Origin of the sequence: Domibacillus indicus, assembly GCF_000970685.1 — a bacterium.
GTDB lineage: Bacteria > Bacillota > Bacilli > Bacillales > Domibacillaceae > Domibacillus > Domibacillus indicus.
Genome location: NZ_LAJB01000019.1, coordinates 1 through 21,053 on the forward strand (window position 1 = coordinate 1; position 21,053 = coordinate 21,053).

General features: G+C 44.7%; 17 protein-coding genes, 24 tRNA genes and 1 rRNA gene. 37 read left to right on the forward strand and 5 right to left on the reverse strand.

From position 1 onward, the window contains the following. Positions 1-156 precede the first annotated feature (156 nt). From rrf to VP98_RS16110, 25 genes are all read left to right on the forward strand, one after another. A 5S ribosomal RNA gene (gene rrf, locus VP98_RS15990) occupies positions 157-272 on the forward strand. A 129-nt stretch (positions 273-401) separates the two neighbouring features. Further along, positions 402-476: transfer RNA gene (locus VP98_RS15995), tRNA-Asn, on the forward strand. Between the two features lie 20 nt (positions 477-496). Beyond that, positions 497-571, forward strand: a tRNA-Glu gene (locus tag VP98_RS16000). 4 nt (positions 572-575) lie between these two features. Beyond that, a tRNA-Val gene (locus VP98_RS16005) sits at positions 576-651 on the forward strand. Positions 652-656: 5 nt separating this feature from the next. Beyond that, positions 657-732: transfer RNA gene (locus VP98_RS16010), tRNA-Thr, on the forward strand. Positions 733-738: 6 nt separating this feature from the next. Further along, positions 739-814: transfer RNA gene (locus tag VP98_RS16015), tRNA-Lys, on the forward strand. A 7-nt stretch (positions 815-821) separates the two neighbouring features. Beyond that, a tRNA-Leu gene (locus tag VP98_RS16020) sits at positions 822-903 on the forward strand. A 3-nt stretch (positions 904-906) separates the two neighbouring features. Further along, positions 907-981 (forward strand) — tRNA-Gly (locus VP98_RS16025). A 17-nt stretch (positions 982-998) separates the two neighbouring features. Next, positions 999-1,087, forward strand: a tRNA-Leu gene (locus VP98_RS16030). A gap of 18 nt (positions 1,088-1,105) precedes the next feature. After that, positions 1,106-1,182: transfer RNA gene (locus tag VP98_RS16035), tRNA-Arg, on the forward strand. A gap of 34 nt (positions 1,183-1,216) precedes the next feature. Further along, positions 1,217-1,293: transfer RNA gene (locus VP98_RS16040), tRNA-Pro, on the forward strand. 10 nt (positions 1,294-1,303) lie between these two features. Beyond that, positions 1,304-1,379, forward strand: a tRNA-Ala gene (locus tag VP98_RS16045). A gap of 17 nt (positions 1,380-1,396) precedes the next feature. Then, positions 1,397-1,489 (forward strand) — tRNA-Ser (locus VP98_RS16050). Positions 1,490-1,502: 13 nt separating this feature from the next. After that, positions 1,503-1,576, forward strand: a tRNA-Met gene (locus VP98_RS16055). A gap of 5 nt (positions 1,577-1,581) precedes the next feature. After that, positions 1,582-1,658 (forward strand) — tRNA-Asp (locus VP98_RS16060). Positions 1,659-1,680: 22 nt separating this feature from the next. Then, positions 1,681-1,756 (forward strand) — tRNA-Phe (locus VP98_RS16065). A gap of 12 nt (positions 1,757-1,768) precedes the next feature. Further along, positions 1,769-1,842: transfer RNA gene (locus tag VP98_RS16070), tRNA-Gly, on the forward strand. A gap of 13 nt (positions 1,843-1,855) precedes the next feature. Continuing rightward, positions 1,856-1,929: transfer RNA gene (locus VP98_RS16075), tRNA-Ile, on the forward strand. 9 nt (positions 1,930-1,938) lie between these two features. Further along, positions 1,939-2,022: transfer RNA gene (locus VP98_RS16080), tRNA-Tyr, on the forward strand. A gap of 5 nt (positions 2,023-2,027) precedes the next feature. Further along, positions 2,028-2,101: transfer RNA gene (locus VP98_RS16085), tRNA-Trp, on the forward strand. A 30-nt stretch (positions 2,102-2,131) separates the two neighbouring features. Continuing rightward, a tRNA-His gene (locus VP98_RS16090) sits at positions 2,132-2,207 on the forward strand. Between the two features lie 16 nt (positions 2,208-2,223). After that, a tRNA-Gln gene (locus VP98_RS16095) sits at positions 2,224-2,298 on the forward strand. An 11-nt stretch (positions 2,299-2,309) separates the two neighbouring features. Then, positions 2,310-2,391: transfer RNA gene (locus VP98_RS16100), tRNA-Leu, on the forward strand. Positions 2,392-2,490: 99 nt separating this feature from the next. Next, positions 2,491-2,565, forward strand: a tRNA-Gly gene (locus tag VP98_RS16105). 11 nt (positions 2,566-2,576) lie between these two features. Then, positions 2,577-2,660: transfer RNA gene (locus VP98_RS16110), tRNA-Leu, on the forward strand. Between the two features lie 139 nt (positions 2,661-2,799). Here the strand turns inward: VP98_RS16110 and ald are convergent. Then, positions 2,800-3,927, reverse strand: coding sequence for an alanine dehydrogenase (ald, locus tag VP98_RS16115; protein WP_046176414.1), 1,128 nt, complete (start codon positions 3,925-3,927; stop codon positions 2,800-2,802). Between the two features lie 352 nt (positions 3,928-4,279). On the opposite strand from ald, the gene VP98_RS16120 reads away from it, so the two are divergent. From VP98_RS16120 to VP98_RS16140, 5 genes are read left to right on the forward strand one after another with little or no spacing between them, the layout of a single operon-like run. Then, positions 4,280-5,002, forward strand: coding sequence for a hypothetical protein (locus VP98_RS16120; protein WP_046176415.1), 723 nt, complete (start codon positions 4,280-4,282; stop codon positions 5,000-5,002). Next, positions 4,999-5,397, forward strand: a complete 399-nt coding sequence (locus VP98_RS16125; RefSeq protein WP_046176416.1) for a GntR family transcriptional regulator — start codon at positions 4,999-5,001, stop codon at positions 5,395-5,397. The genes VP98_RS16120 and VP98_RS16125 overlap by 4 nt, the downstream gene beginning before the upstream one ends. After that, complete coding sequence (locus tag VP98_RS16130) at positions 5,394-6,236, forward strand: ATP-binding cassette domain-containing protein (protein WP_046176417.1); 843 nt, start codon at positions 5,394-5,396, stop codon at positions 6,234-6,236. Before VP98_RS16125 ends, VP98_RS16130 begins: the two co-directional genes overlap by 4 nt. 4 nt (positions 6,237-6,240) lie before the next feature. Further along, positions 6,241-7,173 carry an ABC transporter ATP-binding protein gene (locus tag VP98_RS16135; RefSeq protein ID WP_046176418.1) on the forward strand — a complete coding sequence of 311 codons (933 nt, stop codon included), beginning with the start codon at positions 6,241-6,243 and terminating at the stop codon, positions 7,171-7,173. Further along, positions 7,166-8,404: an ABC transporter permease gene (locus VP98_RS16140; RefSeq protein WP_046176419.1), complete on the forward strand. Its 1,239-nt coding sequence runs from the start codon at positions 7,166-7,168 to the stop codon at positions 8,402-8,404. Before VP98_RS16135 ends, VP98_RS16140 begins: the two co-directional genes overlap by 8 nt. A gap of 38 nt (positions 8,405-8,442) precedes the next feature. Here VP98_RS16140 and VP98_RS16145 read toward each other — a convergent pair whose 3' ends face one another. Together VP98_RS16145 and VP98_RS16150 are read right to left on the reverse strand one after the other, a co-directional pair. Further along, positions 8,443-9,522, reverse strand: a complete 1,080-nt coding sequence (locus VP98_RS16145; protein WP_046176420.1) for a copper resistance D family protein — start codon at positions 9,520-9,522, stop codon at positions 8,443-8,445. Further along, a complete protein-coding gene (locus VP98_RS16150) occupies positions 9,522-10,064 on the reverse strand; it encodes a copper resistance CopC family protein (protein ID WP_052712280.1) in 543 nt (180 codons plus the stop codon). Before VP98_RS16150 ends, VP98_RS16145 begins: the two co-directional genes overlap by 1 nt. Positions 10,065-10,234: 170 nt before the next feature. On the opposite strand from VP98_RS16150, the gene VP98_RS16155 reads away from it, so the two are divergent. Then, the gene (locus tag VP98_RS16155) at positions 10,235-11,809 is read left to right on the forward strand and encodes a UDP-N-acetylmuramoyl-L-alanyl-D-glutamate--2,6-diaminopimelate ligase (RefSeq protein WP_331428726.1); all 1,575 of its coding nucleotides are present in this window, start codon (positions 10,235-10,237) and stop codon (positions 11,807-11,809) included. 137 nt (positions 11,810-11,946) lie between these two features. On the opposite strand, the gene VP98_RS16160 is transcribed toward VP98_RS16155, so the two are convergent. Further along, on the reverse strand, positions 11,947-12,720 hold the full coding sequence (locus VP98_RS16160; RefSeq protein ID WP_046176455.1) for a helix-turn-helix domain-containing protein: 774 nt from the start codon (positions 12,718-12,720) through the stop codon (positions 11,947-11,949). Between the two features lie 444 nt (positions 12,721-13,164). On the opposite strand from VP98_RS16160, the gene VP98_RS16165 reads away from it, so the two are divergent. The 6 genes from VP98_RS16165 (at position 13,165) to VP98_RS16190 (ending at position 20,184) form a co-directional block, all read left to right on the forward strand. Then, positions 13,165-14,916, forward strand: coding sequence for an ABC transporter ATP-binding protein (locus VP98_RS16165; RefSeq protein ID WP_046176422.1), 1,752 nt, complete (start codon positions 13,165-13,167; stop codon positions 14,914-14,916). Beyond that, positions 14,917-16,698, forward strand: coding sequence for an ABC transporter ATP-binding protein (locus VP98_RS16170; RefSeq protein WP_046176423.1), 1,782 nt, complete (start codon positions 14,917-14,919; stop codon positions 16,696-16,698). It abuts the gene before it with no gap. Between the two features lie 129 nt (positions 16,699-16,827). Beyond that, on the forward strand, positions 16,828-17,727 hold the full coding sequence (locus tag VP98_RS16175) for a glycoside hydrolase family protein (RefSeq protein ID WP_046176424.1): 900 nt from the start codon (positions 16,828-16,830) through the stop codon (positions 17,725-17,727). A gap of 17 nt (positions 17,728-17,744) precedes the next feature. Next, a complete protein-coding gene (locus tag VP98_RS16180) occupies positions 17,745-18,596 on the forward strand; it encodes a glycoside hydrolase family 43 protein (RefSeq protein ID WP_046176425.1) in 852 nt (283 codons plus the stop codon). Beyond that, the gene (locus VP98_RS16185; RefSeq protein WP_231584204.1) at positions 18,593-19,567 is read left to right on the forward strand and encodes a Gfo/Idh/MocA family protein; all 975 of its coding nucleotides are present in this window, start codon (positions 18,593-18,595) and stop codon (positions 19,565-19,567) included. Before VP98_RS16180 ends, VP98_RS16185 begins: the two co-directional genes overlap by 4 nt. 2 nt (positions 19,568-19,569) lie before the next feature. Then, on the forward strand, positions 19,570-20,184 hold the full coding sequence (locus VP98_RS16190) for an SGNH/GDSL hydrolase family protein (protein WP_046176426.1): 615 nt from the start codon (positions 19,570-19,572) through the stop codon (positions 20,182-20,184). 100 nt (positions 20,185-20,284) lie between these two features. Here VP98_RS16190 and VP98_RS16195 read toward each other — a convergent pair whose 3' ends face one another. Next, positions 20,285-21,052 carry an endonuclease/exonuclease/phosphatase family protein gene (locus VP98_RS16195; RefSeq protein ID WP_046176427.1) on the reverse strand — a complete coding sequence of 256 codons (768 nt, stop codon included), beginning with the start codon at positions 21,050-21,052 and terminating at the stop codon, positions 20,285-20,287. Position 21,053: the final 1 nt, after the last annotated feature.

Consider the following 21,053-nt stretch of genomic DNA (forward strand, 5'->3'; position numbering starts at 1 on the left):
CGATCGAGGACTTAATCAATAATAAAATGGTTCGAATGCAAAGTTCGCTGCATCGTGCAGCAGCGCATTCATGACTCACATCCTGTGAGCCCCGGTATTGCCGTTACTTTACAGAGATTATCCAGTTTTGAAGGAACAATTCTTTCAAATACATAGTCTGGTGGCTATAGCGAAGAGGTCACACCCGTTCCCATCCCGAACACGGCCGTTAAGCTCTTCAGCGCCGATGGTAGTTGGGGGTTTCCCCCTGTGAGAGCAGGACGCCGCCAGGCGAATTAAAAGTGAATAGCTAATGCTGTTCTTTTAATAAGTCTTTGGTTTAAAATGTTTTTCTGAAATAACTATTGACTAATAAGCTTGAAAATGATAATATATTATAGTTGTCGTTAGTAAATGAATATTCCGCAGTAGCTCAGTGGTAGAGCAATCGGCTGTTAACCGATCGGTCGCAAGTTCGAGTCTTGCCTGCGGAGCCATTTCAATTCATAATAAGCAAGGCCCCTTGGTCAAGCGGTTAAGACACCGCCCTTTCACGGCGGTAACACGGGTTCGAATCCCGTAGGGGTCACCATTTTGGAGGATTAGCTCAGCTGGGAGAGCATCTGCCTTACAAGCAGAGGGTCGGCGGTTCGATCCCGTCATCCTCCACCATTTATGCCGGTGTAGCTCAACTGGTAGAGCAACTGACTTGTAATCAGTAGGTTGGGGGTTCAAGTCCTCTTGCCGGCACCACTTACCGAGCCATTAGCTCAGTCGGTAGAGCATCTGACTTTTAATCAGAGGGTCGAAGGTTCGAGTCCTTCATGGCTCACCATCTATATGCGGGTGTGGCGGAATTGGCAGACGCACCAGACTTAGGATCTGGCGCCGCAAGGCGTGGGGGTTCAAGTCCCTTCACCCGCATTTGCGGAAGTAGTTCAGTGGTAGAACATCACCTTGCCAAGGTGGGGGTCGCGGGTTCGAATCCCGTCTTCCGCTCCAACTTGATTACACTCCATGCCGGGGTGGCGGAACTGGCAGACGCACAGGACTTAAAATCCTGCGGTAGGTGACTACCGTACCGGTTCGATTCCGGTCCTCGGCACCATCTTACAAACGAATAGCTGCGCCCGTAGCTCAATTGGATAGAGTACTTGACTACGAATCAAGCGGTTAGAGGTTCGAGTCCTCTCGGGCGCGCCATTTATCATTTATATATAAACGATCTTTCGTTTTACGGGAAGTAGCTCAGCTTGGTAGAGCACTTGGTTTGGGACCAAGGGGTCGCAGGTTCGAATCCTGTCTTCCCGACCATCTTAAAATTGGGGCCTTAGCTCAGCTGGGAGAGCGCCTGCTTTGCACGCAGGAGGTCAGCGGTTCGATCCCGCTAGGCTCCACCAATTCTATATAGTATGTTGGAGGAATACCCAAGTCCGGCTGAAGGGATCGGTCTTGAAAACCGACAGGCGGGTCAAACCGCGCAGGGGTTCGAATCCCCTTTCCTCCTCCATTATTTTTATTGTCGCGGGGTGGAGCAGCCCGGTAGCTCGTCGGGCTCATAACCCGAAGGTCGCAGGTTCAAATCCTGCCCCCGCAATCGCTGGTCCGGTAGTTCAGTTGGTTAGAATGCCTGCCTGTCACGCAGGAGGTCGCGGGTTCGAGTCCCGTCCGGACCGCCATATTTATACGATTGCTTTAAACGGCTCAGTAGCTCAGTTGGTAGAGCAAAGGACTGAAAATCCTTGTGTCGGCGGTTCGATTCCGTCCTGAGCCACCATCTTAATATTACGCGGGTGTAGTTTAATGGTAAAACCTCAGCCTTCCAAGCTGATGTCGTGGGTTCGATTCCCATCACCCGCTCCATTATTTTGATAATGGGCCTGTAGCTCAGCTGGTTAGAGCGCACGCCTGATAAGCGTGAGGTCGATGGTTCGAGTCCATTCAGGCCCATTTTTATCTGGAGGGGTAGCGAAGTGGCTAAACGCGGCGGACTGTAAATCCGCTCCTTCGGGTTCGGCAGTTCGAATCTGCCCCCCTCCACCATCTATAGGGGCATAGTTTAACGGTAGAACAGAGGTCTCCAAAACCTCCAGTGTGGGTTCGATTCCTACTGCCCCTGCCAGTCGAACAGTATTTGAATTATAATATAATGGCGGTCGTGGCGAAGTGGTTAACGCATCGGATTGTGGCTCCGACACTCGTGGGTTCGATTCCCATCGATCGCCCCATCTTTATCTGTATAAATGGGCTATAGCCAAGCGGTAAGGCAACGGACTTTGACTCCGTCACGCGAAGGTTCGAATCCTTCTAGCCCAGCCATTTTATATATCGCGGGTGTGGCGGAATTGGCAGACGCACCAGACTTAGGATCTGGCGCCGCAAGGCGTGGGGGTTCAAGTCCCTTCACCCGCATTGCTGACAGGCTGACGGAAATGAAATATTTTCGTCAGCCTGTGTCTTGATAAAAGACTTCTTACTGTTAAATCTCGCAGGAGTACATCCTGTATTAGTGCGGAAGTAGTTCAGTGGTAGAACATCACCTTGCCAAGGTGGGGGTCGCGGGTTCGAATCCCGTCTTCCGCTCCAGTAATATATATGCCGGCGTGGCGGAATTGGCAGACGCGCTGGACTCAAAATCCAGTTCCTTCACGGGAGTGCCGGTTCGACCCCGGCCGCCGGTATCAAAGAAGCAGCTTTCATTTCATTTAACATAATGAAATGAAAGCTGCTTTTTTTTGTGAAAAAAACTTTAGCTGCCTGCACTAACAGCTTAAAGCTTTATTCATAAATACAGAAAGCCTTAAAGAATCAGGCATGTGTTTAAACAGTTAATGAATCCAGCAGTGTTTTAATATTTTTTGTTTCATAGCCGAGATCGCGCGCGACAGCATCAAATGTTATGTGGCCGCTATATGTGTTTACACCGCTCTCGAGAGCCGGATTTTGTTTAATTGCCTGCTCGAACCCTTTATTTGCGATTTGAAGAGCATATGGGACTGTAACATTTGTTAATGCAATGGTTGATGTCCGCGGAACTGCACCTGGCATGTTCGCAACAGCATAGTGCACAACGCCATGCTTTTCATACGTAGGATCTGCATGCGTAGTGATTCGGTCCACTGTCTCAAATATGCCTCCCTGATCAATGGCTACGTCTACAATAACAGATCCTGCCGACATTGATTTTACCATTTCTTCCGTTACTAGCTTTGGTGCTTTCGCTCCCGGAATTAAAACGGCTCCAATTACGAGATCAGATTCTTTAACAGATTCAGCAATATTTAACGGATTTGACATAAGCGTTTGAACACTTGCCCCGAAGATTTCTTCAATTCGGCGCAGCCGGTCTGCATTCAGATCAATAATGGTAACATCCGCACCGAGCCCGATTGCAATGCGCGCCGCATTTGTACCAACCATGCCGCCGCCGATAATGGTTACCCGGCTTTTCTTCACACCCGGGACACCGCCCAGCAGCACCCCTTTACCTCCATTGTTTTTTTCTAAAAACTGCGCTCCGATTTGTGCTGCCATACGGCCTGCAACTTCACTCATTGGAGAAAGAAGCGGCAAAGTGCCGTTGGCCGAAACAGTCTCATAAGCAATTCCGGTCACGCCGCTGTCAACTAAAGCTTTTGTTAACTCCGGTTCAGCTGCAAGATGCAGATAAGTAAACAGAAGAAGTCCTTTGCGGAAATACTGATATTCCGAGGCAAGGGGTTCTTTCACTTTTAGTATCATCTCTGCCCGGTTCCACACTTCTTCTGCCGATTGAAGTACTTGAGCTCCATACCGGGCGTATTCCGAATCTGTAAATCCGCTTCCAAGCCCCGCCCCCTGTTCGATCAGTATTTCATGGCCCGAATCGACAAGTGTTGCCACTCCAGATGGTGTAATAGCCACACGGTTTTCATTATTTTTGATTTCAGCTGGAATTCCAATTCGCACGTTGATCACCCTCTCGTTTTGTTGATTTTATTGTAGAAGAAAAAGGAAAAGATGACATTGTTTTGACTGTTAAAAAAACCGATATAATTTGTGTAAAAACACAAAGAGAAAATAAGCGGAACAATCACCGAAAACAAGAAGGCGCTATCATTAACTGTATTATAAGTATTTTAGTTGATCTCAAACAAATAATTTACTTTAGAAAGTTACTTTTCAAGTAAGTATCATTCGAAAAAACATTGTGAGAAAATCTAACGAAAGATTTTTTTGAAAAAAACTGGACTTTTTTCATATAGGTGTATAATATGTATATACAGATATACACACCTAAAAATGGAAGGAAGTGAAAGTTGTGGAAGAAACCAAACAAAGCTTTTGGCTTGCTTTATTTGAATTGAAAAAATCAAAAAGCAGTATACTGGTTCTTTTGCTCAGCCTGCTGCTCTTTGTACCGTCACTCTCGACGATGTGGACAGCTTATATCGAAAAAAATTTTGCAGGATTAGACGCATTCTTTTTGATTTTATTCAGTATATGGACAGTTTGGCTTCGTCCAAAAGATTTTCAATATCAAAAAGGGAGCGATGGAACCTGGGGAACGGCTCACATGTCTTTTTTGCTGCCGCTTGCCATTCCACGTATGACGATTATTAACAGCCGCTTGATTGCCTATTTTTGTTTGTCTTTTCCTTTCCAGCTGCTTCTTTTAGTGCTCATGTATATGTACTCGAGCGATCTCAGGGAAGCAATGACAATTTTTTCTTACAGTGCCTTTTCTGTTATTTGGCTGTCGTTTGGTATTTGGGGAGGGGGAGCTTTTCCTGCAAGCGATATTGGAGACCGAATTAGCGGAAGCCGGCTTGTTCTAGGTATTCTTTTTTACATTGGACTGTTTGCCGCTCTTCTTTCCTTGTATTTTCTCACTGGCGGCGGATTAGTGAAGTGGACAATGGAAGCCGCAGTTCATTTTCCGTTTTGGAGCATTATAATTTCTGTTCTTCTGGCAGCTGTCAGTCTTCTTTATTACAGGAACTACATGCAAAAAAAACTAGAACAGGTGGATTATTTAGGATGAAGCTGCCTATTCGTTTATCAAAGGAATCACGTGAGCCGATTTATCACCAGATTGAGCAGCAGATGAAAGGGTTAATTGCGGGAGGAAACCTTCCTGCGGGCACTATACTCCCTTCGATTCGGGCGCTCGCTAAAGATCTGGAAATCAGTGTGATTACAACAAGGCGCGCATATCAAGATCTGGAGCAGACGGGCTTTATTCAGACGCTGCAGGGAAAAGGGACATTCGTAGCGGAAATAGAGCATTCGTTAAAAGAGCAGGTTACCGTATCCGCTGTGTATGAAGCAATAGAAAGAGGAATTGACACGGGGCTGCAATATGATTATTCGCTGAAGGAAATTGAGGAGCTTTTTCAAAGCATTATAGTGCAAAAAAGAAAGGAGCGGTTGGAATGACGGTACAGCTGACGCGCATGACAAAATCGGTTGATGATTTTTCGCTTGGCCCGGTGGATCTCACATTAGAACCCGGGACTGTAACTGTACTTGCCGGCAGCAATAGCTCCGGTAAAAGCCTGCTGCTGAAAACCATTTTAAATCTTGTGAAAAAAGATGATGGTGAAGTGAAAATTTTTGGCGAACATGTCCCGGGAAATACAGAACAGTGGATAGGAAGAGTCGGCTACATGCCACAGGCTTTAATCGGATGTGAAACATTTACAGGTGAAGAATTAAAGTCTCTTGTTTCCCGCTGGTATCCGAACTGGGATGATTGCTTCTTCAATACAATTGCAGAACGGCTGAATATACCGCTGAAAAAAAAGTATGGAAAAATGTCAAAAGGCGCCCAGCAAAAGCTGTCTTTTGCTTTAACGATTCCTAGAAACCCTGAGCTGCTTTTGCTGGACGAACCGACGTCCCATATGGATATTCCGGCAAAGCAAATATGGCTGGATATTCTGGTTGAATGGATGGAGGCTGAAGAGCGAACTATTTTGATGGCGACACATAATGTGGACGAAATTCGGAAGATCGCTGACTATATCAGTGTAATGCGAAATGGAAAGATCATTGGAACATTTGAGAAGGAAGCGTTTACCCGCTCTTATAAACGGTACTGGCTGCACAAGCTGCCTGTCCATCCTGTTCCGGGTGAAGCGGCACGGGAAGAAGGAGTAATTATCAGCCGCCTTCCATTTGAAACCGAACAATATTTCCGTGTTCAAAACATAGAATACACAGATGTCCGGCCGCTTGACCTGGAGGAAATTATTACAATGATGCTGAAAGGGTGAGAAGATGGATACAATGCTGACCGTGGATCAGCTTGGGAAATCATTTAAAGAGAAGAAAATCATTGAAAACATTTCATTTGATGTACGTCGGGGAGAAATTATGGCTGTGCTGGGGCCAAACGGCGCAGGGAAATCCACAACGATACGCAGCATTATGGGGATTATGTATCCAGATGAAGGCTCTATCACATTTCACAGCCATAAATCCGGCAAGATCCCCCGCCATAAAATCGGCTACCTGCCTGAAGAGCGCGGGCTTTATAAAAATGTAACCATTTTAGATATTTTGCTTTATTTTGCGGAGTTAAAAGAATATCCAGCTGCGAAAGCAAAAGAGCGAGCCCGTTTCTATTTAAAAAAGTTTGGGCTTGAAGGAAAGGAAAAAGCTTCTATAGAAGAATTATCAAAAGGGATGGGCCAAAAGGTCCAATTTATTGCATCCATTATTCATGAGCCTGAATTGCTTATCTTAGACGAGCCGTTTTCAGGACTTGATCCGGTCAGCCTGGAATTATTTAAAAAAGAAATACAGGAGCTGGCGAAAAACGGAACAGCCATTTTACTGTCGTCACATCAAATGAATGTAGTAGAAGAACTATGTGACCGTTTATTTATGATTCACCGCGGCCAAAAGGTTCTTTATGGAACAATAGATGAAGTAAAAAAGCAATATGCCAGTTTCAAGTGTGTCATTTATGGAGAAAACAGCAAGCGGGTACTCGGGCAAATTTCTGATGTGCAGCGTATTGAGCAGGAGGGAGACCGCTCCGTATTATATTTATCCCAAAACCTTTCCCTGCCAGCCTGGCTGAAAAAACTGCCTGAAACAGTAGACATCCAGGAATTAGTGATTGACCGTGTGTCCCTTCATGAAATTTTTATCGATATTGCCACGGATAAAAGCACTATGCAGGAAGCAGGTGAGCGGTATGCGTAACAGCTTTAAAGTGGCGAAATGGGAAGTGAAGCGGAATATAAAGAACAAGTCATTTTTAATTTCGCTTATTCTAACACCGGTTTTATTTTTGGTTTTTTTTACAGTTCCCACACTTTTTGGTGACGATGAAAAAAAGAGCACAGCTACAAACAAAGTAACGGTCATTATCCAGGATGAGCTTGGCGTCTATAATGAGATTGACTCCATTATAAAGCAGCAAAATGCGATTCACTGGGCGTTGAAGCAAACGGACCGGACAGAAAAAGAGATGGTTCCGGAACTCGAAACAGCCAAAAACACAGTATTTGTTTCGCTGACAGAAGAAGCACTGGCAGCGGGAAAAATAAATGTATGGATGAGCGAAGGAGCCAATGCCAATTTTCTTCAGCAAGCTGCCGTTATTGAACCTCCGCTTCGTGCTCTTCAGCTGGAGAGAGCGGGTTTGAATTCCGAACAAATAGAAATGATTTCACAGAGGATTGGGTTCAAATCGATTCCTGTTAAAAAGCAGGCAGAAAAAACGGAGCCGGAACCAACAGAAGATCCAATGAAAAAGCTTGTTCCGGGCGCGTTTGCCGGAGTTGTTTTATTCTCTATTGTAATGACAGGCATGATGATTTTTCAAAGTGCTTCACAGGAAAAAAAAGAAAAAGTGGCGGAAATTATTTTATCGAGTGTAACGCCGGCTGATTTAATGCAAGGGAAAATTATCGGCTACTTTGTTCTTGGATTGACACAGGTTTTTGTTTGGATGGCTTTTGTCATTCCGCTTATTATATGGAGGTTTGATGTCCCGATTTTTAACTATTTGCTTGTTCCGGAACTGGCATTGCTTCTGTTTATTGCGCTCTCCGGATATTTGCTGTTTGCCTCTCTATTTGTTGGAATAGGAGCAACAGTGGAAGATATATCAACATCAAGCAACTTTCAGGGCATGCTGTTTATGCTGCCGTTTATGCCATTTATTTTCATTGGACCGATTTTATCCAATCCAGAAGGACTGGCCGCCCAAATCGGCTCTTATATTCCTTTTACAGCGCCAGGAGTGCTCTTAATCCGGCTGTCCATTATGGAAAGGTGGCCATGGATTGAAATCTTAATAGCCCTGGTTATTCTCACAGCAAGCATCTGGCTGTTTATGAAGCTGGCCGGCAAGGTATTTCAAACAGGCATTCTTATGTATGGAAAAAATGCAACTCCAAAAGAAATTTGGAAATGGATGTGGAGTTAGAGAACTGGCAAGAGCCCGCTTGAAAAAGCGGGCTTTCTTTATGAAATGCCAGTCATAAGGGCAAGGTAAAGGGAAAAAACAAGCAGGAGGCTCATCATAAAGGCGACGAGGGCAGCTCTTTTCTTATACGCCCAAAAACAAAGCACCAGACAAAAGGCAGATAAAAAGAAACAAATGATGCCAGCAGCTGACCATCCAAAATGGATAGGGACAGCTGGCGGTATGGGGCCGTTATAAAAGTAGGTAAATAAGGGAGAGTAACGGTCTTCACTCCAGGCATGCGGAGGATCCTGCTGTCCGAGAAAAGCTGTAGCGGCGAAAATAAGCAAAAGAATGAGGCTTTCTGCTTTTATCCACGGCTTTGGATCAATATCTTCCTGTTTTTGAAGCTTTCTTTTAACTAGCTGGCCGTTAATGAAAGCAAACAGCAAAACAGGCAAAACAAATAAATGCTTGATGAGGAGCGACTGTCCATAATTTATCGGCCAGGAGCTGGCATATTCCTTCACATCCATAATGATTTCCATCATAAAAAATCCAGAAAGTGCCGTTAAAACAAAACATATCATCGCAGCAGGAGAAAACCATTTTAAAAAAGCCAGCCAGTTAGCATAGTTCTTTGAGAACCAGCCTGTCATAAGCAGAACGCCCACCCATATTGAAACTGCAGCAAAGTGAACAGCGTGATAAAGGAAACCGCTCCAATCGGTTAAAGAGGCTGCATGGCTGGACCAGGCAATTGACAAAATAAGCACAATAGTAAAGAAAAGGGCACCAATTGTAAACCGTTTATCTGATAAAACAGGGAAGGTAAAAAGGTACAATGCAAAAAAAACGGCAACGATAAATGTGAATGCCCACGATTTTCCAATGGTAAAGCTGAAAATAACCGTTTGGGCCATGGAAAGGAAAGCGGCTTCTTTTGAAAGTTCCGTAATAAGCACGGCGGCGGGCGTAAAAGCAAAAAGAGCAATCCCCGCTATAGCGGCATAAAGCCACCGTTCCTGAATGAGGACCGATGGCTTTTTATGGGCGGGGACCAGCTGTATGCAAAAAGCACCCATTAGTAAAGAGAAACAGCTGTATAAAAGGACCTCCGTTACATATAGCACAGCCATTATTTTTTTCCTTTTCTCATTAACAAAACTGCGAAGGCAAGAGCGAGGACGACCACAATGCCGATGACAATCGGCATAACAGCCGTAGCGCTGCTGCTATTATCCTGCGAATTAGCGGCTGTGTTTTCCTCAGTGTTTGTTAATTCTGTATCTTCTTCTACAGGCTCCTCTTCTGGTGCGGGTTCAGCAGCTTGTTCAACAGCGACTGTAAATCCGTATGTTCCTTCAATAAGGTGGCCATCTTCTCCAATGATTTTCCAATCGACTGTATAGCTTCCGTTTTCCAGCGGATCTGCCGCTGTTCCACTTAAGACGTTCTCTGTTACTTTCACGTTTTCTACCGACACTTCTCCAGCCTCGTCGCGTAAAGTGAAGCTGCTTCCTTCTTCAATTACCGTTTCAAATGTTAACGAAATATCCTGAATTTCCTCTGTCACTGTATCGCCATCGGCAGGAGAAGAATTTTCCAGTCCAGTATGGGCGGATACAGAGGACGAAAAGAGAAATAATAAGCCAAAAAGAAATAAATATGACTTTTTCACTTTCATTCACCTCTATTTTTAAGTTACTTATATACACTATACCATTGTCGAAAAGTGAGTGGATAAAAACAGAACTTCGCTCACAAATGTGTCAAAAAGAAAGAAAAAGGCACACAAACTCTTCACAAAAGGAGTGAAAAAAGCAGGGATGGGGAATCAAGGGTAAAAAAATGACGAATGAAGAGGAGAAACAATCGATGCACATTCCATTCACACACATTCCAGCTATTTCACTGATTCAGCTCTTTGGTCCATCCAATCCAGTAGTTTCAGGTATTACCTATCATTCTCAAGCTGTCAAGCAGCACTCAGCTTTTTTCGCTATTACAGGAGAACACACAGATGGCCATGCATATATCGAGCAAGCGATTGAATCAGGTGCATCCGCAATTATTGGCACCGACCGAGAACTTCTTCATTCATATTATGAGAAATTTCCGTCTGTATGCTTTGTTGCTGTAAAGGACTCCAGACAGGCAATGGCTCATGTTGCTGATTACTTTTACAGGCATGTAAAGGACCGGCTAATCAAGATTGGTGTTACCGGCACAAATGGAAAAACAACTGTCGCCACGTATGTGCAGAATTTATTCAATCTGCTTCACATCCCGTGCGGCCTGCTTGGAACCACAGGTATTTGGGCAGCCGATAAAAAACTGGCTTACGAAAAAAGTACGCCAACAACGCCCATGTCCTCCGACATTCATCATATTTTTCATGCACTTCATCAATCCAATCACGAAGCAGCGGCGATGGAGGTATCTTCCATTGCACTTGATCAAAAACGGGTAGAGGGCATTTTTTTCGATATAGCGATTCACACGAATTTGTCAGAAGAGCATCTGGAATACCATAAAACATTTGAGCATTATAAAAAATCAAAGCTTTTGCTGTTTAAGCAGGCGGCAAACAGTGTCGTGAACCTTGATGATCGCATAATGGCCGAAGCGATTCTTTCCGCAGCCGAAAACAGGGTAATAACATACAGTAAAAACCGGGAATCAAACGCAGATTTAATTTGGAGTAAATGCCGGCACAGTGAAAAAGGAATGGCTTTTTGTCTGTATTATGAGGGGAAAACGCATAAAGTGAGTGTCCCGCTGTATGGCGAGTACAATGCAGGAAACCTAACGGCCGCTATTGGGGCAGCATTATCACTTGGAATTGGCATTGAGGAGATTATTGGAGTTCTGCCGAAAATGCAGCAGGTGGAAGGAAGATTTGAGGTAATTCATGGACCGGAAAGGCGCAAAGTTATCATTGACTATGCCCATACACCTGTAGCGCTTGACCATATTTTAAAAGAAGTGCGCCGTCTTCCGCATAACCGTCTGGTCGCCATGATTGCCGGAATCGGAATACGCGACTTTGGAAAAATGCCGAAAATGGCCCGTGCCGCTGAAGGAAAAGCCGATACCATCGTTGTAACAGTCGACCATCCGGGCTTCAATAATCCCCGGGATGTAATCCAAAACGTATTAAAAGGTTTTTCCAATCCATCGGACTCCGTTTACACAGCGGAAACCCGGCGGGCAGGGGTGATGAAAGCACTGGAAAAAAGCGGTCCTAATGATATTGTTCTGCTCACCAGCGGGTGTATAAATGGATGCCAGATAGTAAAAGGGAAAAGTATCCCGCATTCCGATAAAGACATCATTAATGAATTTTTCAGCACTGTTCTTCCGGCAGCCACTATGGATTTTAATATTCAGGAACGCCTGCATTGGCAGCAAGCTGAAAATTAAGGAAAAAAGCAGCCTTGTTTTCCATATGCTCTCTGGCAGGAAAAGCTGCTTTTTAATAAGAATTCTGACAGGATACGAAACGGCCAATGCAAAAAAATGATGGGATTTATGTAAGCAAAACATAATCAAAATGCTTTCTAAGAGCCGATCCGCCGGTAAGCGCCGGGAGCGGTTCCATATTTCTTTTTAAACACTTTATGAAAATACGTATAAGATCCAAATCCGCATTCCTCTGCGATATGCTCTAAAGTCATTGTAGTATAGGTCATCCGGTCAATAGCCGAGGAAAGGCGAATTTCATGCGCGTACTCCAGCATTGTTTTTCCTGTGCTGCTTTTAAACAGGTGAACAGAACGTGATACACTTAATCCGGCATGACCGGCAACATCCTCTACTTTAAAGGTGCCGAGTGCATGTTCTTCGATATAGCGCATCATTCGGGTGACGGCATACGGCCTTGTTACATCAACATGGGTTTCATTGGCGGCCCGCTCGATGTAAAAACATAGTGATTGAAGCAGGGCATGAGAAAGTTCTTTGCTTTTACTCGAAGCAGGCCGCCGTTCTTCAATAATAATGCTTCTCCATAAAGAAATTAAGTTTTCATCAACCCCAATATGAGACCGGACCGGTTTTTGAGAACGCATCCACCATTCAGCGATCCAGCTGCCGTCGCAAATAAGATAGTAATCACCGCTTTCTTGATTTTCTTTAATAAACAGCTCATAGTGATCTTCTGGATGAATCATAAGCAAATCGCCTTGCTTTATTTCATATATACGGCCGTTTACTTTTGCCTTGCAGGCGCCTTCCGTCTGCAGGCGGAATACATACTCAGAAAAGCCAGGTTTATGCTGGGCGTATAAGCGCTGCGTGTGATAAGCGTACCCGCATATGTAAATATTCATCATAATGTAATCGCCTTCTTTTTTACTTAATAGCAAAATTGTATATGTTTTCATTATATCATTTATGTTTATTTTGAAACCGCTGTTATATGATTGTAGTCAAATTCATTATGCGAAAGGAAGGTCTATAAAGGCGTGGCAGTGACTCGGGAAAGCGTTGTTTCTCTATCGGACGCTGAAAGCAGCTGATGAATAGCACAGAAAGACGGCGTTTACAGGCAGCTTGAAAGGACAGTAGTATATCCTTTTCAGGATCTTTAAACAAAAATTGTTCAATAAACAGAGTTTTTTTCTTTTTAGATGAAAAAAACGGATATAACGTGGAAGAAAGAATAAAATGAACGTATTTCAAATTCAATTGTACGGAAGGGGTCCTTATTTTCATCAAAGATCGAGTGTCATCATAATGTGCTGTGGTGAAAATATAAGGAAAGAAGGGAATAAAACGTGCATAGCTTAAAGTGGATTTGGACGTATATGCGGGACTTCAAATCCGGCATATGTATCGGATTTTTGCTCGTGCTGGTTGTTGCGGGATTAAATATGCTTAATCCCTATTTTTCGGGGCGGATTGTCGATGATGTTATTTATGGAGGGAATATGCCGCTGCTCTGGAAACTGATCGGCTTTATGATAGCGGTTACGATGATAAAAACGGTTATCCGCTACAGCTTTCAGCTTCTGTTTGAACGCATATCGCAGCGAGTTATTTATACCATTCGAAAGCAGTTGTATGAGCGGTTAAATGAACTGGACTTCCGGTATTATGACCGGACAAAAACGGGTGACATTATGGCGCGGATGACTGGCGACATGGAAGCAGTGCGTCATTTTACAGCCTGGACTACTTATATGATTGTAGAAAATGCGATGGTGTTGTTTTTTGCCATTATTTTTATGTTTACCATTCATGCACCACTTACAGTGGCGATGCTTGCTGTAACCCCGGTGATCGGCTTTTTTGCATATCGGATGAGCAGTGAGGTAAGGCCGACCTTTTCAGAAATTAGGGCCCAGTTCGCACGCTTAAATTCAGTAGTACAGGAAAACATAAGCGGAAATCGCGTTGTGAAAGCATTCGCAAAAGAAGAACATGAAATTGGCAAATTTTCTGCTGAAAACAGGGCATTTAAGGAAAAAAATATTAAATCGGCACGTGTATGGGAGAAGTATTTGCCTGTTCTGGATTCACTAGCCGGTGTGCTGACTGTCGTGATGATTTTGGCAGGTGGATTTATGGTGGTTCAAGGATCGCTGACAATCGGGGAACTCGTTATTTTTAATTCTCTTATCTGGGCGCTGAACAATCCCATGCGGATGGCAGGCTGGCTTATTAATGATGTTCAGCGGTTTATTGCATCTGCTGAAAAGATTGAAGATTTGCTTAATGAGCAGCCTGCCATTACGAACCGGAAGCAGAAAGGTGAGTCTGTTTCAGCTGATTTCTCTGTTCAATTTCAAGATGTCACGTTCAAATACGAAGATGAGCCGGTGCTCTCAGATATAACATTCGGCGTTAAAACGGGGCAGACTGTTGCGATTGTAGGACCGACTGGTGCGGGGAAATCAACCATTGTTAACCTGCTTTGCCGATTTTATGATGCAGACAGCGGAGAAGTAATAGTTGAAGGAAGGGATGTAAAAGACTGGAATGTCAGATCGCTGCGGAAGCATACTGCTATGGTTATGCAGGATATCTTTTTATTTTCCGACACGATTGAAGGCAATATCGCTTATGGCATGCCGGATGCAACACTCGAACAGGTAAAGGATGCGGCAAAAAAAGCGGAAGCGCATGGCTTTATCTCCAAGCTGCCGGAAGGCTATGACACAATTATCGGGGAGCGGGGCGTTGGTTTGTCAGGCGGTCAGCGCCAGAGAATTTCATTGGCACGGGCACTATTAAAGGATGCTCCTATTTTAATCCTGGATGACACTACATCTGCCGTGGACCTGGAGACAGAGATGCGTATTCAAAAAACGCTGAAACCTATTCTTCGAGAAAAAACATGCTTTATTATTGCGCATCGGATTTCTTCTGTAAAAGAAGCGGACCTTATCCTTGTCCTTGAAAACGGACAGATTATGGAGCGAGGCCGGCATGAAGATTTATTGAAGCGCAAAGGGCGTTATTACAATGTATTTAAAAACCAGTTTGGTGATTTTGACGGTCACCAATTCGGCAAGGAAGTGATGTAAATGGCGCGCAATAAATTTGATGTGGATGAGGAGCTGGAGACAGCGTTCGACCTTAATCAGCTAAAGCGGATGATGGGCTATTTGCGGCCTTTTAAGAAAAAAATTATTTTTACTGTTTTGCTTATGCTGTTAGCGAGCTGTGCAGCTTTAACGGGTCCTTACTTAATCAAAATGGCGATTGATGACAAGATTCCGAACGGGGATGTAAAAGGGCTTGCGCTGCTTGCCGGATTTTATTTAGCTGCCATCACGGTCACAGGTCTTTGCTTAAAATATCGGATACGGATGATGTCCCAAATCGGGCAGAGTGTCATTTTACAGCTTCGAAAAGATTTATTTTCGCACTTACAGACACTGTCTTTTTCCTATTATGACAGCCGGCCGCACGGGAAAATTTTAGTACGCGTTGTCAATTACGTAAACTCACTTAGCGATCTGCTGTCAAACGGTATTATTAATGTTATTACGGATTTATTCAGCGTGCTGGTGATTATCGGGTTTATGCTGGCAATTGATGTAAAGCTGACGCTGGCTGCCATGGCTGGGTTCCCGTTTTTGCTCGGTTTCATCTTCCTGATTAAAAACGCTCAGCGTAAAGCCTGGCAGCAGCTTAGCAATAAGCAGTCCAACATGAATGCCTATATCCACGAAAGCTTAAACGGCATGAAGGTAACGCAGGCATTTGCGCGTGAAGAAGAAAATGAAAAAATCTTTCATGAAGTGTCAGACAGCTACCGTACAGCCTGGATGAAAGGAGTCAAAATTCAATTTTTGCTCTGGCCGGTCATTGAGAATATCTCTGTTATTACGGTTTCATTTGTTTATATCACAGGGATTTTCTGGCTGAACGGCAGTGTCACGGCGGGAGAATTGGTGGCTTTTATTGGGTACATCTGGATGTTCTGGCAGCCGCTTGCGAATATCGGCAACTTTTACAATGCAATTATTAATGCGATGGCTTATTTGGAGCGTATTTTTGAAACGATTGACGAAGAGCCATCGATCAAGAATATGCCCAATGCAAAGGTACTGCCGTCTGTCCGCGGCAAGGTTCAATTTGATAATGTTGTGTTCGGCTACGAAGGTGAACAAAATATTCTTGAGAATATGAATTTTACAGTAGAGCCGGGAGATACAATTGCACTGGTTGGAGCGACAGGCTCTGGCAAAACAACCATTGTCAACTTAATCAGCCGGTTTTATGACACAAAAAGCGGCAGTGTGCGAGTAGATGGCACAGATATTAAAACGGTTACTCTTTCATCGCTGCGCAGCCAGATGGGCGTCATGCTGCAGGACCCATTTATTTTTTCGGGAACCATTATGGATAATATTCGATACGGACGGCTGGATGCGACAGATGAAGAAGTAATCGCTGCATCAAAAGCCGTGCAGGCTCACGATTTTATTTGTGAAATGGATAACGGATACGAAACGGAAGTAAACGAGCGCGGTACACGCCTTTCATCCGGCCAGCGCCAGCTTATTTCCTTTGCGCGGGCTCTTCTTGCTGACCCTAAAATCCTCATTCTTGATGAAGCAACATCAAGTATTGACACGGAGACAGAGCTCGCTCTGCAAAAAGGGCTTGAGCAGCTGTTAGCAGGAAGAACCTCCTTTATCATTGCGCACCGCCTGTCTACCATTCAAAATGCCACACGCATTTTCTATATTGATGGCGGAGAAATTGTGGAAGAAGGAACACATGATGAGCTGATGAAAAAGGGCGGAGCTTATTCAAAGCTCTATATGTCACAGCGGCGTGCTCTGCAGGTTGGATAATACTTTTTTAAAGTGGCTGAACAGGCAGAATCGGCGGCTCGGATAAATAGATTGAAACAGCCGGTCATATAGCCTGATTCAGCCATTCTATTTCTGCTAATCTCTTTGCTTTTAAAGGAGGCTTCAATAATGCCAAAAGCGCCGCTTTTCCGTGATCCGATTTACGATGGGGCTGCCGATCCGGCTTTAATTTGGAACCGGGAAGCAGAAGAATGGTGGATCGTATACACAAATCGAAGAGCATCTTTAGAAGGCCCGGGTGTTGCCTGGGTGCACGGCACTGATCTGGGTATTGCTTCATCGCGGGATCAGGGAGAGACCTGGACATACCGCGGTATCCTTCAAGGACTTGAATTTGAAGAAGGAAGAAACACATTTTGGGCTCCGGAAATTCTCTGGCATGACGGTGTCTACCATATGTACGTCAGTTATATACAGGGTGTACCCGTTCAATGGGAGGGACATAAAAGGCAGATCATTCATTATACAAGCAATGACTTATGGAATTGGACGTTTCAATCCATTCTGCGTTTAAGTTCTGAATATGTTATAGATGCCTGTGTCCATCAAATTCTAGGTAATAAGTGGCGCATGTGGTATAAAGATGAAGCCGCCGGTTCGTTTACTTATGCGGCAGACAGTGACAATTTGTATCACTGGCAGCCGGCAGGCCCCGTTTTGACGCATCAGCCGCATGAAGGAGCCAATGTATTTTACTGGAATGACACGTACTGGATGGTTATTGATGAATGGTCAGGCCTCGCTGTTTATCAGTCTGCTGAGGGACAAGCCTGGCACCGTAACGGAAAGATTTTGCATGAGCCGGGTACACGAGATGATGATCAAACCATCGGCTTGCACGCGGATGTGCACGTAAATGGTAAGCATGCGTATATTTTTTATTTTACGCATCCAGACCGTGATCAAAATCCCCAGTCCAGACGCTCCTCTTTGCAGGCGGCTAAGCTTGAACTGGAAAACGGAAAGCTTATCTGCAGCCGGAATGCCTCGTTTTCATTTAATTTGTAAAGAAGGGGGAACTAAACATGAACATTGATTCTATCCGTATTCGTGATCCGTTTGTGCTGAGAGATGATAAATCAAACACTTATTATCTTTATGGAACAACCGATGAAAATGTATGGTCAGGGCGGGCGTCAGGGTTTGATGCTTACAAAAGCGATGATCTGCGGAGTTGGGAAGGTCCATTTCAAGCGTTTCGCCCGGCTCTGGGTTTTTGGGCGGACCAGCATTTTTGGGCGCCGGAAGTGTTTGTCTGGAAGGATGCTTATTATATGTTTGCCACCTTTAAATCGGATGATCGATGCCGGGGTACACAAATTTTAAAATCAGCTTCACCACTCGGGCCTTTTGAGCCGCTGACTGATTATCCAGTTACCCCGAAGAAGTGGGAATGCCTGGATGGAACGCTTTTTATTGATGAAAGGGACAGGCCATGGATGGTATTTTGCCGTGAATGGCTTCAGGTGCAGGACGGAGAAATGTACGCGATGCCGCTGTCAGATGATTTACGTACCGCTGCCGGCGATCCGGTTCTCCTATTTAAAGCGTCTGCAGCGGAATGGACAAAACCGGTTCATGACGGTGTGAGCTATATAACAGATGGCCCTTTTCTTTACCGGACAAAGCAGGGTGACTTGCAGATGATTTGGTCAAGCCGAAGTGAAAAAGGATATGCAGTGGGTATTGCCTGTTCTCAGTCAGGGACAGTTCAGGGTCCCTGGCTTCATGAAAAGAAGCCTTTGCTCGATGAAGATGGCGGCCATGGAATGGTATTCCATACATTTTCGGGCGAAGCTATGCTGGCTATTCACGCGCCAAACAAATCACCTCATGAACGTGCTGTTTTTCTGAAGGTAAAGGAGCTGGCGCTGTGAAAGTTGGCATGATTGGAACAGGCGGATTCAGCCGGATGCATGCAGAAATTCTGGCGGATATGGAAGAGGTAAAACTGCAGGCGGTGTGCGGAACAAGCAGGGCAAAAGCAGAGGCTTTTGCTTCGGAATATGGCGGAGCAAATGGATATGACCAGCTGGTAGAAATGCTGGATAGCGAAAAGCTTGATGCCGTCTACATTTGTGTTCCTCCTTTTGCCCACGGTGAAATTGAGCGGCAGCTTATTGAGCGCGGTATCCCTTTTTTCGTTGAAAAGCCGCTTGCAGCTGATTTAGAAGTACCAGGCGAAATTATGAAAGCCTTGCAGAAAAAGAAGCTAATTACCTCGGTCGGCTATCATTTTCGCTACCGGAATACCGTTGCCGCTTTAAAAAAAGAGCTGGAGGCCCATACAATCGGAATGGCAACGGGGAGCTGGATGGGATCAATGCCGCTTGTTTCATGGTGGAGAAATCGTGACGCATCCGGAGGGCAGTTTGTAGAGCAGACAACACACTTAATCGATCTTATCCGTTATACGCTTGGTGAAGTGGAAGAAGTGTATGCAGTGGAGGCGGACCGGCTTATGGCAAAGCAGCATGAACATGTGACAGCACCAGACGTTGGCAGTGCGGTGTTGAAAATGAAAAGCGGTGTAATCGTCCAGCTGTCGAATACATGCATGCTGCCGGCTGGTGTCTCACAAATTGAGCTTCAGTTTTTCCATAGCGGCGGCATTACAAAGATGGACCAGTCGGGGCTGACAAAATGTACGCCTGCCATGGAGATAAAAGAAAAAGATTCAGTGAATCCGTATATACGTGAAAATGACGCATTTCTTCACGCTGTGCGAACTGGAGATGCGTCGAAGATTTTGTCCAGCTATGAAGACGCATGGCGCACACAGGAAGTAACAAGTGCCATTTCAAAATCTGCTGCAAGCAAAAAAACAGTTCAATTGGGAGGGAAATGAGCATGTTTACAAAGAAAGACCGGCTTTTATTTATTGGAGACAGCATCACAGACTGCGGACGCCGGACAGAACCGGAAGAGCTGGGAGACGGCTATGTAAGGCTGGTGCGAGACCAGTTAATTTGTGAATCGCCAGCGAACGCTCCAGTTGTTATAAATAAAGGAATTGGAGGAAACCGGGTAACGGATTTAGCGGAGCGCTGGGAGCAGGATGTGCTGCAGGAGCAGCCAACGGTTTTATCTGTCTCCATTGGCATTAACGATGTCTGGCGGCAGCTTGATTCACCGGGAATGAATCAAGTATTGCCCGGGAAATTTGAAGAGGTTTACAGAAGTTTGCTGGAAAAAACATCAGGAGTACAGCTCGTTTTAATGGAGCCGACTATTATCGAAGAAGATCCGCAGTCAAAAGGAAATGAAATGCTCAAGCCTTATGTGGATATTGTACAAAAGCTGTCGAAAGAATATAATGCTGTTCTTGTGCCTGCTCACCAGGCTTTTATCAGCTACATAAGTGGAGAGAATGAACATAAATTAACAACAGACGGCGTGCATATGAATTCGATTGGAAATATGCTGATGGCCCGCACATGGATCAAAGCTATAAATGAGCGATAAAATAAAAGCAGCAATGAAATAAGCCAAAATAAGTGCTGCGATAGAGCAAGTGATAAAAAGTGCCTCTAAAGCCATTAATCTAGCTTTAGAGGCACTTTTTTTACTGAATTTCTATTTCAACCCCGTAATGATCAGATACAACCGGTTTGTTGGACCCGTTAAAAACAACAGCAGACGACGCCACGTTAACAGGCTTATTTACAAAAATATAGTCAATCCGCAAATCCTGTTTGTTTTCATCCCACCCATCGATTTTGCCTTTCACCGTAAACCCATTATCCTTCCGGGCAGCGAGTGCATAAGTGTCTTTAAATCCAGCTTTAAGCACATAATCGTAATTCTCACCCCGAACAGACGGATCGCCGTTAAAGTCACCCATCAGAAATGAGCATTTGTCAGAAGAAGCGTGTTCGAGCAGGCGGTCCAGCTGCTTTCTGGCCGGCTCTTCTTCATCATGCCACCAGCCGAGGTGGCATGAATAAAAGGACAGGAGCCTGCCGTCAACTTCAACCTCAGCTTTTACGATTCTGCGGGTTTTCCAGTTGTGAATATCATGCTGGTCCGTAATGAAAAAAGATTCATGGCTGAACACAGGATGCTTTGTAATAATTGCGACGCCTTCTTCATAAATTTCATATCCGAAGTGGCTCATATCCCAGATGAATGTATACTCTTTTTGTCCAAGTTCATGCAGCTTTTCGATGAGAAGCTTTGCATAATTTTCATGGCCAGCTGCCTCAGACTGGCTTACCTCCTGCAGTGCAATAACATCATACTCTCTTTCAGCAATAGTCCCGGCGAGTATATTCAGCTTTTCCAGCGTATTTTCTTCCTGCCAGGAATGGCAGTTTAACGTCAGGAGCTTCACC

Bases quoted from the DNA above. Each gene is read 5' to 3' on its own strand.
- VP98_RS16140 (WP_046176419.1), top strand. From the start codon at position 7,166: ATGCGTAACAGCTTTAAAGTGGCGAAATGGGAAGTGAAGCGGAATATA.
- VP98_RS16190 (WP_046176426.1), top strand. From the start codon at position 19,570: ATGTTTACAAAGAAAGACCGGCTTTTATTTATTGGAGACAGCATCACA.
- VP98_RS16145 (WP_046176420.1), bottom strand. From the start codon at position 9,522: ATGGCTGTGCTATATGTAACGGAGGTCCTTTTATACAGCTGTTTCTCT.
- VP98_RS16135 (WP_046176418.1), top strand. From the start codon at position 6,241: ATGGATACAATGCTGACCGTGGATCAGCTTGGGAAATCATTTAAAGAG.
- VP98_RS16155 (WP_331428726.1), top strand. From the start codon at position 10,235: ATGACGAATGAAGAGGAGAAACAATCGATGCACATTCCATTCACACAC.
- VP98_RS16170 (WP_046176423.1), top strand. From the start codon at position 14,917: ATGGCGCGCAATAAATTTGATGTGGATGAGGAGCTGGAGACAGCGTTC.
- VP98_RS16125 (WP_046176416.1), top strand. From the start codon at position 4,999: ATGAAGCTGCCTATTCGTTTATCAAAGGAATCACGTGAGCCGATTTAT.
- VP98_RS16180 (WP_046176425.1), top strand. From the start codon at position 17,745: ATGAACATTGATTCTATCCGTATTCGTGATCCGTTTGTGCTGAGAGAT.
- VP98_RS16130 (WP_046176417.1), top strand. From the start codon at position 5,394: ATGACGGTACAGCTGACGCGCATGACAAAATCGGTTGATGATTTTTCG.
- VP98_RS16175 (WP_046176424.1), top strand. From the start codon at position 16,828: ATGCCAAAAGCGCCGCTTTTCCGTGATCCGATTTACGATGGGGCTGCC.
- VP98_RS16160 (WP_046176455.1), bottom strand. From the start codon at position 12,720: ATGATGAATATTTACATATGCGGGTACGCTTATCACACGCAGCGCTTA.